Genomic DNA, 12,851 nt, shown 5'->3' with positions numbered 1-12,851 from the left:
GTATGAGCTTATTTTGTAGTAAACTTACTACAAAATTGGATTTTTATATTATTTTGATATTCTCTGTTTTCCGTCCAAGAAAGCAGAGAAGTACTGACAAATAAAGCATTTACCGTAATAATGGACCGAAGTTAATTTTGAAAGGAAAGACAGAGATGAAATATATTGGGGCACATGTGTCTGCGGCCGGTGGTGTTGATCAAGCGCCAAAACGTGCATATCAAATGGGGGCTACAGCGTTTGCATTATTTACTAAAAATCAGCGCCAATGGGTAGCTAAGCCGTTAACAAAAAAGATCATCTCTGATTTTAAAGCAAATTGTAAGCGTTTTGGATTTGAACCTTCTCAAATATTACCGCATGACTCTTATTTAATTAATCTTGGTGCGCCAGAAGAAGAAAAGCTAGAGAAATCTCGCGCGGCATTTATTGATGAAATGGAGCGTTGTGAACAATTAGGGCTCACTTTGCTCAATTTTCATCCAGGCAGCCATTTAAAGAAGATCTCAGAAGATGAGTGTCTTACCCTTATTTCTGAATCCATTAATCTCGCGCATCAAGCCGTGCCGAATGTGATTGCTGTGATTGAGAATACGGCTGGCCAAGGAACGAATCTTGGATGGAAATTTGAACATTTAGCTCAGATTATCAGTCAAGTTGAAGATAAGTCTCGTGTCGGTATATGCCTTGATACATGCCATACATTCGCCGCTGGTTATGACTTAAGATCTAAAGAGGCTTGCGAGCATACTTTTTCTGAATTTGAACGTATTGTTGGTTTTCAATACTTGCGTGGTATGCACATCAATGACGCCAAAATTGAGCTAGGCAGTCGTGTCGATCGCCATCAATCTTTAGGTGAAGGCACGATTGGATGGGATTGCTTTAAGTACATTATGCAAGATGATCGTTTTAATGGCATTCCTTTAGTATTAGAGACGATAAACCCTGATATTTGGAAGGATGAAATCGCTCAACTTAAAGAACTCAGTGAGAAAAAATAAATGAACACATCTTGGAATGACATTTTAGAAACGGAAAAAGAAAAACCGTATTATCAAGAAATGATGACGTATATAAACGAAGCACGTTCTCAAGGAAAAAAAATATTCCCCAAAGAAGAGGATGTGTTTACTGCTTTTTCATTGACGCCATTTAATAACGTTACCGTTGTCATTCTAGGTCAAGATCCCTATCACGGAGAAGGGCAGGCGCATGGGCTGTCTTTTTCTGTATTACCAGGAGTTAAGATCCCGCCTTCTCTGCGCAATATGTATAAAGAATTAGCAGAAGATATTGAGGGTTTTATTCCACCAACACATGGTTATTTAGAAAGTTGGGCTGAGCAAGGGGTCTTGTTACTTAATACGGTATTAACCGTTGAAGAATCACAAGCTCATTCTCATGCAAAGTTAGGATGGGAAACGTTTACTGACAGCATCATTGAGCAATTAAATGAAAAAAAAGAAGGGATTATTTTCTTACTATGGGGGGCTCATGCTCAAAAAAAAGGCATTAATATTGATGCAATGAAGCACTCTATTTTAGTGGCTCCTCATCCTTCCCCTTTATCGGCAAGAAGAGGTTTTTTTGGTTGTCAGCACTTTTCTAAAACAAATGAATTGCTGCGAGAGAAAAACTTATCCGAAATCAACTGGAGTTCAATTACATTGGACTAGTGGTTAAAAGTTGAACTGAAAAGCGGTGCTCCTTTAATAATACGTTAGACTCAAAAGGTAATCACCTGACAGAGTAAGGGAGGACAGGATGCTTATAGATAGTATTTATAAAGATCATGGTTACATTAACCGAATTATTCAGTTGTTGGATAAAAAACTGAATCGGTTAGAGGAAGAAAAGACAGTCAATTATAATGTAATACGTGAAAGCGTTGATTATCTATCGTCTTTTGCTGAAAAAAATCATCATCCAAAAGAAGATAGGATCTATCAATATTTTATTGATAAGTATGGCGAGAATAAAGCACTGACCAATTTATTGCATGAACACAATACGCTTTCTGCAGATACTGTTGATTTTTCAATAACACTTGAAATGATTTTACAGGATGCGATTGTCCCGAAAGATATTTTTAGAGAGCACTTACTTGCATTTACGAAACGCATTCGCCGACATCTTGAACTAGAAGAAAAAGAGGTATTTCCTTTTTTAAAGGCGCAGTTAACTGAGATTGATTGGCGTAATTTAGAAAAGGGATGGGTGGAGGAAGACGATCCTGTGTTTGGTGAAAGAGTGCATAGACGCTATGTTCAATTAGCGGAACAGGTAAGAGCTTAGATTGATAAAAAGGAGAGCGTTAGTGCTCTCCTTTTTTATTGGCTATTTTAAAATACAATCGTCAATACTGCCGCTAAAAAAGGGATCAAGCTCTTGCAGTTCGTGCAACAGCTGACGTCGATCTTGAAGTTCCTCTATTTCACGCCATAAACGTTTTGGTTGTTTTTTCTTATTTGTTGTTGATGATTTTGTTGCCAATATTTCGTTTAGCGTGTACCCGTCCATAAGCACTCCGTTTTATAAATTAGTCAAAAAATACAATTAGTAACACCATTTATTTAACAAGGTATTTAGTATCACATCCCATGGGATCATGAACTTGAACTGTTTCGCATTTGTTTCTTTTTGATGAATATTTTATGAGAAGGGGATCACTGAAACGTAAACTTAATCGTGAATATTTAAAAATTATAGTTTAGTTACAAATATAGTGTAGTTGACGAGAACCGTTTAATGTTTGTCTTTTGTTAAATAAATCTGATTTATTTACTCTGCGTTGTCTTGATTTAGCTGTGAAAGTGAGTCTGAATATAAAAAATGGCGATGTTATCTTGCCATCTAATGATTGGGTCTAGACGACTGTTTTTATTAGATCAATAAGAAATTCATTATTGATAATATTGGACTTAAGGCATTTCTTGTATGTAGCCGCACCGGTTTGGTTGTTTATTTTCGTTGTATTTTTTGTTGTTTTGATTTGTATTTAATACTGATACGAATAAATAGAGGACTGTTCCTATTGATTTTTCAGTAAATACTGAGCATTATTCGGCTCGCGAGCTTTAAGTAATGCGTAAATATTTATATAAAGTGAAATTAAATTTACGTTTTCATACTCTATGCGTGCTTTAGGAATGCGAATTCCTACATAGATGAAGACGCTTAAAGTTCGTCATTTTTTAGCCACTAAATTTATCAAGTGTGCTATGTCATAACCAAACTTAGCTGAGAGGTAAGCGTGACAAGTATTATTAACTTACTGAATGACCTGTTATGGGGTTCAGTTCTCGTGTATTTATTAGTCGCCATTGGGATCTATTTTACGGTTCGTTTAGGCTTTATTCAATTTCGTCATTTTGGGCATATGTTTTCTGTTTTAAAAAACAGCCGTAAATCTGATTCTTCTGGTATTTCATCGTTTCAAGCACTATGCACCAGCTTAGCTGCGCGTGTTGGTACGGGGAATATGGCAGGGGTTGCCGTCGCTTTAACCGCCGGCGGTCCAGGCGCTATTTTCTGGATGTGGCTTATTGCTATGTTGGGTATGGCAACGTCATTTGCTGAAAGTACATTAGCACAATTATATAAAACCAAAGATGATGAAGGCAACTATCGTGGTGGCCCTGCTTATTATATGGAAAAAGGATTGGGCATGCGCTGGATGGGCGTATTGTTTTCTGTCTTTTTGATCATCGCTTTTGGTTTGGTATTTAATGCAGTACAAGCAAACTCGATAGCCAGTGCAATGCAGAATGCATTCGGGTGGCAACCTCTGTATGTCGGTATTGGTATTGTGATTATTTCTGCGATTGTTATTTTCGGTGGTTTTCGAACCATTGCTCGAACGGCTGAAATCATAGTACCTGTGATGGCATTAGCGTACTTAGCGATTGCTTTATATATCATGGTTACAAACATAGAAAAACTACCGGGAGTGGTTACTCTGATCTTTAAGAGTGCTTTTGGACTTCAAGAAGCCGCTGCTGGTGGTTTAGGTTACGCAATTGCTCAAGCAATGATTAATGGTATTAAGCGCGGTCTATTCTCAAATGAAGCAGGTATGGGGTCTGCACCTAATGCAGCAGCCTCTGCAACACCTTATCCGCCGCATCCTGCTTCACAAGGTTATGTTCAAATGCTTGGTGTGTTTATGGATACGATTGTTATCTGTTCATCTACTGTCGCGATTATCTTAATGTCGGGTGAATATGTACCGCATGGCGAAGTCACTGGTATTGAGTTAACTCAGTTAGCATTAACAAGCCAAGTGGGGGATTGGGGCGGAATATTTATTGCGGTTGCTATTTTCTTCTTTGCTTTTACCTCTATCATTGCAAATTATTCGTACGCTGAGACTAATTTGATTTTCTTGGAGCACAATCATAAAGCCGGGATCGGTATTTTCCGTATCGTGGTTTTAGGTATGGTTATGTTTGGGGCGTTATCATCATTACCTACGGTATGGGCTTTAGCTGATGTTTCTATGGGGATGATGGCAATAGTGAATTTAATCGCAATTTCATTATTGTCAGGAACCGTTATCAAGCTGGCGAAAGATTACAATAAGCAGCTTAGTGAGGGTAAATTACCGACCTTTGATAGTAAAGATTACCCTGAATTACATTCTCAATTAGAAGAAGGTATTTGGGATAATAACAAAGAGAAAAACTAATTAATTGCTTTTACCCATCAAATAAATAGATAAAGCCACGCTACCTAGCGTGGCTTTTTTGTATCTGAATCGTTACTATCTTTATATAAATCAGATAAAGGAATTTCTCGCTCATGCTTATTGTTGTTTCTCCTGCTAAGACCCTTGATTACGAAAGCCCATTGGCAACCGATTTATCGACACAACCCGATTTCATTGCTGATTCGGAAGAATTAATTCATGTATGTCGAAAGTTAACGCCTCTTGATATTTCTTCATTAATGAAAGTGAGTGATAAAATTGCGAGTCTTAACGCGATTAGATTTGAAGAGTGGTCTCCTATCTTTACTTCTGATAATTCTAGACAAGCGTTATTTGCTTTTAAAGGCGATGTATATACCGGGCTTGATGCTGCTAGTTTTAGTGATGATGATTTTGATTATGCGCAGCGGCATTTACGCATGCTTTCAGGGCTGTATGGATTATTAAAGCCACTTGATCTGATGCAACCGTATCGTTTAGAGATGGGGACTAAATTAGCAAATGATAGAGGAGCGAATCTTTATCAATTTTGGGGTAATAAAATAACAGAAAAGCTAAATGCAGCGATTGAAGAACAGGGTGATAAGACTCTTATCAATCTAGCATCAAATGAATATTTTAAAGCCGTCAAACCCGCGTTATTAAATGCTGATGTGATCACTCCAATATTTAAAGATTGCAAAAATGGGCAGTATAAAATAATTAGTTTTTATGCAAAAAAAGCACGTGGCCTAATGGCTCGTTTTATCATTGAAAATAGAATTGCAACCATTGAAGAGTTAAAACGTTTTGCGGTAGATGGTTACTATTTTGTGTCAGCTGAATCATCAGAGAAAGAACTGATGTTTAAACGAGAAGAACAGTTCAAATAATTGCATGGAAATTGATTTTATTGGCAAATTATGTAAATAAAATGTTTCTAAATTTGGCTTGAGTAGTTATATTAACTAGGTGCTTGTATTAATAGCTATTTTTTAACATTGGTTTAGGTCGTTAATTAAGCATGTAAATAGGTATTTAAAAGGATTTAACACCACACTGACTATCGATAGTGTTAGAATAGGTATAAATCGTCAAAATAATGACTACATTCTCATTCGCATGAGAACTATATAAAGGACAAATCAAATGGCAGATCAAGGTGCAGTTACTGATTTAGCAACAACTGGCGTTGCTAATTTAGAGCGTTGGCTTACAGATAATTCAGAACTCTTTATTACTTATGGTGTAAATATTATTTCGGCACTAGTTATTCTTTTTATCGGTAATATTATCGTTAAGAAAGTCGCTGGTAGTGTAAGTAAAGTTCTTGAAAAGAAAAAAATGGACAAAGCAGTCGTTGACTTTGCTCATACATTAGTTCGTTACCTTTTATTTATTATCGTATTAATTGCAGCATTAGGTAAAGTAGGTGTTCAAACGGCTTCTGTTGTTGCTGTTATTGGTGCGGCTGGTTTAGCGGTAGGTCTTGCACTTCAAGGTTCGTTATCAAACTTTGCAGCTGGTGTATTGATTGTTGCCTTTCGTCCATTCAAATCTGGCGATTACGTTGAGATTGGCGGCGTGGCTGGTTCTGTTGAGTCTATCCAAATTTTCCAAACGATCCTAACTACTCCAGATAATAAAATGATTGTTGTGCCGAATGGGGGTGTTATTGGTAGCCCAATTACTAACTATTCTCGTCATGCTACACGTCGTGTTGATCATGTTATTGGCGTTTCTTATAGTGCTGATCTTAAGAAAACTAAAGAAGTGATCACAAAAGTACTTGAGGCTGATCCTCGTGTACTTAAAACACCGGCACCAACGGTTGGTGTTGTTGCTTTAGCTGATTCATCAGTAAACTTTGTGGTTCGTCCGTGGTGTAAAACTGCAGATTACTGGGATGTTTATTTTGATACGCTTCAAGCGATTAAAGAAGGTCTAGATAGCGAAGGAATTGAAATCCCATTCCCGCAAATGGATGTTCATTTGAATAAAGCTGATTAGCCTTTATGGTCTTAGTGTAGAAAATGCTTCCTTCGGGGAGCATTTTTTTTATCTGCTACTTATCTATTATCCTTTTGGATTAGAGTGGACTAGAATGAATATGAAATGGAATTTTCTATATAAATAAGAGTCATATATACATGACGTTATATTGAGATATTAAAATGAAAAAAATTGTTAGTGCATTATGTTTATCTGCTTTGATTTCCCCTGCTGCATTTGCTGAATCACCAGAGTTTCCTCATTTGGAAGTGTCTGGAGAGGGTAAGGTACTGGTTGTTCCTGATATGGCTCAGTTTTCTGTTGATGTGGTAGAAAGTAAAGCAACAGCAGAAAAAGCGAAGCAAGCTGCTGACAAGGCAGTGATCGGATTTTTAGCTCGTTTAGAAGTACAAGGTGTTAAGCGAGAGAATATTAATAGTGGCAATATTCGTTTAACACCCGAATATCGTTACCCGAAAGGGCAGAAACCTGAATTAGTTGGTTATAAAGCGATTCGCAACATTACTGTTACGGTGATGGATTTAAATAAACTGAATGGGTATTTAGATAAAGCTTTAGGTGATGGAATTAATCGAATTAATCACATTGAACTTAAAACAAGCAAAGAAAAAGAATATATTGAAGCTGCGCGTTTAGAAGCAATTAAAGATGCAAATAATAAAGCCGCTTCTTTGGCGAAAGGTTTTGGTACATCAGTGAAAGGCGTCTGGAAGATTTCTTATCATAATAATTATAGCCAACCTGTAATGATGAAAGCGATGCGTATGGACAGTTCTGCAAATACAGCTGAAAGCTACCAAGATACACAAATGGTTATCTCTGACAGTGTTTCGGTTGTTTATCGTTTAAAAGAATAAGCGACGTTATATCTATAATAGTGTTTAGAAAAATACATTGAAATAAAAAGGGTTACTAAGCGTAACCCTTTTTTTTGTACGATGTTATTAGCGTATGATTTATTAGTGAAGGATACGGGCTCGGATAGTACCTTCAATATCTTTTAGCTTCGTTAATGCTTCTTCTGAACGAGCGGCTTCAACATCAATAACGACATAGCCCATTTCTGATGAGGTTTGTAGGTATTGTGCCGCGATATTAATCCCTTTATCCGCAAAAATACTGTTAATTTTAGTCAGAATGCCTGGGCGGTTCTCATGAATATGAAGTAAACGAGACGTGCCAGTATGTAGAGGTAGAGAGACTTCTGGGAAGTTCACTGATGACAGTGTTGAACCATTATCTGAGTATTTTGTAAGTTTACCTGCGACTTCTACCCCAATGTTTTCTTGAGCTTCTTGAGTTGAGCCTCCGACATGAGGTGTTAGGATAACATTATCAAACTTTTGCAATGGTGATTCAAATGGGTCTGCATTTGTTTTAGGTTCTACTGGGAATACGTCAATAGCGGCACCACCTAGATGGCCAGATTCAAGCGCTGCACATAAGTCGGGTATTTTTACGACGGTACCACGAGCAGCATTGATAAAGATTGCCCCTGGTTTCATTCTTGCGAACTCTTCTGCACCCATCATGTCTTTTGTGCCTGCGGTTTCAGGTACATGAAGGGTAATAACATCACACTTGTTTAATAGTTCACTCATGGTTTGAATTTGAGTGGCGTTACCTAATGATAATTTATTTTCAATATCATAATAGTAAACACGCATGCCTAGGTTTTCAGCTAAGATCCCCAATTGTGTGCCGATATGTCCGTAACCTATGATACCCAAACGTTTGCCTCTGGCTTCAAAAGAAGAGTCAGCACTTTTTTTCCAGATACCACGGTGAGCTTGTGCATTCTTTTCTGGAATACCGCGAAGCAGTAATAGGATTTGCCCCAATACTAGTTCAGCCACACTACGTGTATTAGAGAACGGGGCATTAAAGACAGGAATACCGCGTTTTGCTGCTGCGGTTAGGTTTACTTGGTTCGTACCAATACAGAAACAACCAACGGCAACTAATTTATTAGCAGCATCAAACACTTCTTGGGTTAGTTGAGTTCGTGATCGTAAACCTATGAAGTGGACATCTTTTACTGCTTCAAGAAGCTCTTCTTCTGACAATGAACCTTTATGGTATTCAATGTTTGTATAGCCGTCAGCTTGAAAAACTTCAACACAAGATGGGTGCAATCCTTCTAAAAGAAGAATTTTAATTTTTTCTTTTTCCAGAGATACTTTTGCCATGGTCGTTCTTATCCTTAAAAACAAAATCAATAATGATTAGGGAAGTGATTATTTATTGATGATTATAAAGTATCAAAAAATAACCAGTTTGGGTAAGAAAATTACGGAATAGTTAACCTGAATTCTGGATAAAACATGCTTTAAGCGAGGATTAGTTCAAATTCACATTCTGATAGCTTAATTCGTGGCTTTTGTTTTTTTAAACAATAAGCCACAACGCCTGAAATTACATTTAGCATGAAACCAGTCACGCTACGATGACGGCTATGTTCAATTTGAGAGATATTCTTCAATTGGTCATTTATCGTTTCGATAATGTATCTCTTTGATAACATAGCCTTATCAAAAGCACTTATCTCTTTTGCTTTCATGTTTTTTCGCGAGGTAGTCACTAAATCGACATCAGAGTTCTTTAAGCTCTCACTCAACTTTTTACCTATGTACCCTTTATCAGCGTACAATTTCCCCGAGAGTTCTTTGCATAAATCAGGTACAGGAGTCCTATCATTTACATTGCCAGCTGTGATTTTCAGCGAAATAATTTCTCCAAGATGGTTAATCAATAAATGAAGTTTGAAGCCGAAAAACCATCCCATGGTACCTTTTCCTCTTTTCGCAACACCATCAAAGACTTTATGGCGAGGAATTCGAATGTTATGGCATACTTTAAGACTCGTGGAGTCAACAAAAGCAATGCCAGTCGGCTTACCTTTGATAGATTGAAAATAGGCACACATTGGGGCGATTAGGCTAGGCATTTTGCTCACAAATCGAGTGTAGCTAAGTAAATTTGGAAAGTATCCTTTCCAATATTGATGAACTAACCCGATATAGAAGTTCTTGAAATCTCTATGATTTGATTGATGAAAAGCGATGACAATAGTCATACATTCACTAGTAGACATTACTGACTGACGTTTTCTTTTTCTCTCACTAGCCTCAACAAGGTATTTTTCCCATTGAGATAAGAATTGATAACAAAAATCATCGACATCACAAAATATATCAACTAATTTATTCATCTTGCCCACCTTTTAAAATACGTTCAAATAATTCTTGGTCGAAAGATCTGATCGTTAGGTGGGCAATTAGTTCAGCCTTATCCAGAATTCAGGTTAGTTAATAAAAAACGGTGCTAATGAGCACCGTTTGTAATCAAATGACATTTTTATCTCTCAATTTACAGAGATAAGAAGGGGAATCATCGTATTAAACGAATTTTTTTACGCCATCAGGAGCGCCAACCAATAAAACATCGGCGCCACGGTGAGCAAATAAACCAACCGTCACAACACCAGGAAGGGCATTAATTTTATCTTCAAGCTCTTTCGCATTGGTGATTTTCATGTTGTGAACGTCTAAGATCATATTACCATTATCAGTAACAACGCCTTCACGGTAGGCAGGATCACCACCTAACTTAACCAGTTCACGAGCAACATAAGAGCGTGCCATTGGAATGACTTCAACAGGAAGAGGAAACTCACCTAATATGTCGACTTGTTTTGTGTTATCAACAATACAAATAAACTTATCAGAAATTGCAGCAACGATTTTTTCACGAGTAAGGGCTGCACCACCACCTTTAATCATCTCGTTCAGACCATTGATTTCATCCGCGCCATCGACATAAACATCAAGACCAGCAACATCGTTACAATCAAAAACTTCAATACCGAGTTCTTTTAGTTTTTCTGTTGAAGCAACTGAACTTGATACCGCACCTTTAATGTCATCTTTCATTGTCGCAAGTGCGTCGATGAAATGATTTACTGTTGATCCTGTACCTACACCAACAATGCTGCCAACTTCTACGTATTCTAACGCTGCCCAACCGGCTGCTTTTTTCATCTCGTCTTGAGTCATGACATTCTCCTAATGAAATAATAGTGTTCAATATGAAAGCGGCGTGATTATAACGTACAGATTTTTCTTCGTCAGAAAAAATAAGTCTAGAAAGAGTAAAAAAGTGATGTGAAGATACTTAAAGCAAACGTTTTCGGTTGTTTTTTACCATTTCCATATTTTATCAGAGGTAATGATACGAGGAAGAGGAACATCCCAAGATTCAACAGGTAAAATATCGACTTGTTGGCAAGAGTGAGCAATACCTATAGGCATAGGACCTTGTTGATATTGATGCCAGTTCTTAAGTGTACGGTCGTAATAACCGCCCCCCATACCTAACCGGTTTCCTGTGTGATCAAAAGCAACTAGAGGAGTTAAGATAAGATCCAATTCAGAGATAGGAATGACTTTAGTTTTATCTAACTTGGGTTCTCGTATTTGGTATTTATTTACGATAAGAGGTGTCGTGCGGTCATATTCAAGAAATAGTAGGTAGCCTTTAGAAAAAGGATGGATTACCGGTAAGAAAACGTTTTTTCCTTGCTCCCATAGCCACTCAATTAATAAGTGAGTACCTATTTCGCCATCAGCTGAAAGGTAAATAGCAATAGATTGAGCTTTTTGTATTGAAAGATCAGTGGAGCATTGCTGTACGAGATCGTAAGCGGCTTGATGTTGATATTGCTGAGAGAGGTTTTTACGACGTTGACGGATGTCTTGTCGAAGGTGTCGAGGAGATTGCATGGAATACCCCAAAGTGCCGTAGTGAAACGTAGCCCTTGAACCCTAGGTTCAAGGCGGATCAGCAAAGTTTACCGTAGGCTTCTCAGTACAAGCCGAGCATGCTCAATAGCAAACAAATACTAACCCTAATTTGTGCTTATCGGCTCAGGGACATAGATCCGACCACAAACACTCCAGGGTAAATTTAATTCTTTTGCTATCCTTAGCGATGAGACTATTCTGCCGTACTTTCTTCCGTTTTACTAGGCTTTGCTAAAGAAATTGCAGCTTCTAATGCACTAGCAAGCAGTCCCATGCGCTGGTAAACATCAGATGAGTGTTTACTTGCTTCATTTTTAGACATATGTAACTCATAACAGATATTTAGCGATGTGATCGTTAATAATTGTTCTGTATTCGTTACTTTAGTGCGTTCCGATAATTCATTTACTCGGTTATTTAAATCTTTAGCCGCCTCTTTTAAAGCTGCTTCTTGACCAGCAGGGCAGTTCACCTTAATGGCACGTCCTAATATTTGGACTTGGACAGCTTGGCTTGTCATCAATACATTACTCATCGTTAAACTAGGGGATAACACTGATTTATTTTATCTTCAGTGATAATTATATGAAACTATAAGAAATGCATTAATAAGATTCAAGCATTTCCCTTCTCTTTGTTGACAGCGGTTAACTATATTCTTAATAAAACAACAATATGATGAAAAGATACTCAATTGAAAGTGATCGTGAGTTTTCTGAATTTGCTTGAAGTGGTAGCATGGGGTACTAATCATAAATTTAGAGAGCTTCTAATGAGCGAAATTAAAATGCCAGAATTCCTGACTGTAGAGTCAGCCCTTAAAGACAGTGGATTAGCGGTAACGCCCGCAGAATTACACGGCCTGCTAGTTGGTATGATAAGTGGTGGATTGCCTTTAGATGATAATGCATGGAAGCCTTTAATGTATGATTACACTAATGATGGGTTAGGATGGCCTGACAGTGCCATTCAGATCGGAAGTGCCGTTTTCCAATTTACCGTTGCAGAGTTAACGGGAAGCGAATTGGCTCTCTCAATGTTAATTCCCAATGATAAAGAAGGACTAATGAACCGAGCTGATGGACTAAGTGAGTGGGTGAATCATTTTATTTCAGGACTTGGTTTAGTTGATCTGAAAATGGATAAAGCATCAGAAGCATTAAAAGAAGCTTTAGTTGATCTAGAAGAAATTGCGCGTCTAGGGATCGACGAAGATGATGATATTGAAGAGCAAGAGAGTTTATTTGAACAAGTGTTAGAACATGTGCATGTTTGTGTATTAACTATTCACTTAGAATTGGGTCAACGTATTCATAAAGATGCGTCTAAAGCTGTCCACTAATGAG

At 37.6% G+C, this 12,851-nt stretch carries 14 protein-coding genes and 1 other RNA gene; 8 read left to right on the top strand and 7 right to left on the bottom strand.

From position 1 onward, the window contains the following. The first annotated feature begins 155 nt into the window (after nt 1-155). From nfo to VSAL_RS13315, 3 genes are all read left to right on the top strand, one after another. The gene (gene nfo, locus VSAL_RS13325) at nt 156-1,004 is read left to right on the top strand and encodes a deoxyribonuclease IV (RefSeq protein WP_012551023.1); all 849 of its coding nucleotides are present in this window, start codon (nt 156-158) and stop codon (nt 1,002-1,004) included. Continuing rightward, entirely contained in the window at nt 1,005-1,679 is a 675-nt protein-coding gene (gene ung / locus VSAL_RS13320; RefSeq protein WP_012551022.1) for a uracil-DNA glycosylase, read from the top strand. 88 nt (nt 1,680-1,767) lie between these two features. Then, nucleotides 1,768-2,298 (top strand): hemerythrin domain-containing protein, encoded by a 531-nt coding sequence (locus VSAL_RS13315; protein ID WP_012551021.1) that lies wholly within the window; start codon nt 1,768-1,770, stop codon nt 2,296-2,298. Nucleotides 2,299-2,340: 42 nt separating this feature from the next. On the opposite strand, the gene VSAL_RS13310 is transcribed toward VSAL_RS13315, so the two are convergent. After that, nucleotides 2,341-2,523: a DUF3545 family protein gene (locus tag VSAL_RS13310; protein ID WP_026025389.1), complete on the bottom strand. Its 183-nt coding sequence runs from the start codon at nt 2,521-2,523 to the stop codon at nt 2,341-2,343. A 733-nt stretch (nt 2,524-3,256) separates the two neighbouring features. On the opposite strand from VSAL_RS13310, the gene VSAL_RS13305 reads away from it, so the two are divergent. The 4 genes from VSAL_RS13305 (at nt 3,257) to VSAL_RS13290 (ending at nt 7,560) form a co-directional block, all read left to right on the top strand. Beyond that, on the top strand, nt 3,257-4,690 hold the full coding sequence (locus tag VSAL_RS13305; RefSeq protein WP_012551019.1) for an alanine/glycine:cation symporter family protein: 1,434 nt from the start codon (nt 3,257-3,259) through the stop codon (nt 4,688-4,690). 113 nt (nt 4,691-4,803) lie between these two features. Continuing rightward, nucleotides 4,804-5,583, top strand: coding sequence for a peroxide stress protein YaaA (gene yaaA, locus VSAL_RS13300; RefSeq protein ID WP_012551018.1), 780 nt, complete (start codon nt 4,804-4,806; stop codon nt 5,581-5,583). A 256-nt stretch (nt 5,584-5,839) separates the two neighbouring features. After that, nucleotides 5,840-6,700, top strand: coding sequence for a small-conductance mechanosensitive channel MscS (gene mscS / locus VSAL_RS13295; RefSeq protein ID WP_012551017.1), 861 nt, complete (start codon nt 5,840-5,842; stop codon nt 6,698-6,700). Between the two features lie 164 nt (nt 6,701-6,864). Beyond that, entirely contained in the window at nt 6,865-7,560 is a 696-nt protein-coding gene (locus VSAL_RS13290) for an oxidative stress defense protein (RefSeq protein WP_012551016.1), read from the top strand. 102 nt (nt 7,561-7,662) lie between these two features. Here the strand turns inward: VSAL_RS13290 and serA are convergent, their stop codons facing one another. From serA to zapA, 6 genes are all read right to left on the bottom strand, one after another. After that, nucleotides 7,663-8,892, bottom strand: a complete 1,230-nt coding sequence (serA, locus tag VSAL_RS13285; RefSeq protein ID WP_012551015.1) for a phosphoglycerate dehydrogenase — start codon at nt 8,890-8,892, stop codon at nt 7,663-7,665. Between the two features lie 140 nt (nt 8,893-9,032). Continuing rightward, nucleotides 9,033-9,914, bottom strand: a complete 882-nt coding sequence (locus VSAL_RS13280; protein WP_012548944.1) for an IS982-like element ISVsa6 family transposase — start codon at nt 9,912-9,914, stop codon at nt 9,033-9,035. Nucleotides 9,915-10,101: 187 nt separating this feature from the next. Beyond that, entirely contained in the window at nt 10,102-10,758 is a 657-nt protein-coding gene (gene rpiA / locus VSAL_RS13275; RefSeq protein WP_012551014.1) for a ribose-5-phosphate isomerase RpiA, read from the bottom strand. Nucleotides 10,759-10,902: 144 nt separating this feature from the next. Next, nucleotides 10,903-11,484 (bottom strand): 5-formyltetrahydrofolate cyclo-ligase, encoded by a 582-nt coding sequence (locus VSAL_RS13270; protein WP_012551013.1) that lies wholly within the window; start codon nt 11,482-11,484, stop codon nt 10,903-10,905. 1 nt (nt 11,485) lies between these two features. Then, nucleotides 11,486-11,667, bottom strand: a non-coding RNA gene (ssrS, locus tag VSAL_RS22425) — 6S RNA. Nucleotides 11,668-11,698: 31 nt separating this feature from the next. Then, nucleotides 11,699-12,025, bottom strand: coding sequence for a cell division protein ZapA (gene zapA, locus VSAL_RS13265; protein WP_026025388.1), 327 nt, complete (start codon nt 12,023-12,025; stop codon nt 11,699-11,701). A 252-nt stretch (nt 12,026-12,277) separates the two neighbouring features. On the opposite strand from zapA, the gene VSAL_RS13260 reads away from it, so the two are divergent. Beyond that, a complete protein-coding gene (locus VSAL_RS13260) occupies nt 12,278-12,847 on the top strand; it encodes a YecA/YgfB family protein (protein WP_012551011.1) in 570 nt (189 codons plus the stop codon). Nucleotides 12,848-12,851 lie beyond the last annotated feature (4 nt).

Origin of the sequence: Aliivibrio salmonicida LFI1238 (genome assembly GCF_000196495.1) — a bacterium.
GTDB classification, from domain to species: domain Bacteria; phylum Pseudomonadota; class Gammaproteobacteria; order Enterobacterales; family Vibrionaceae; genus Aliivibrio; species Aliivibrio salmonicida.
Note: the sequence above shows the minus strand (reverse complement) of the source record. Positions and strands in the feature narration are given on the sequence as shown.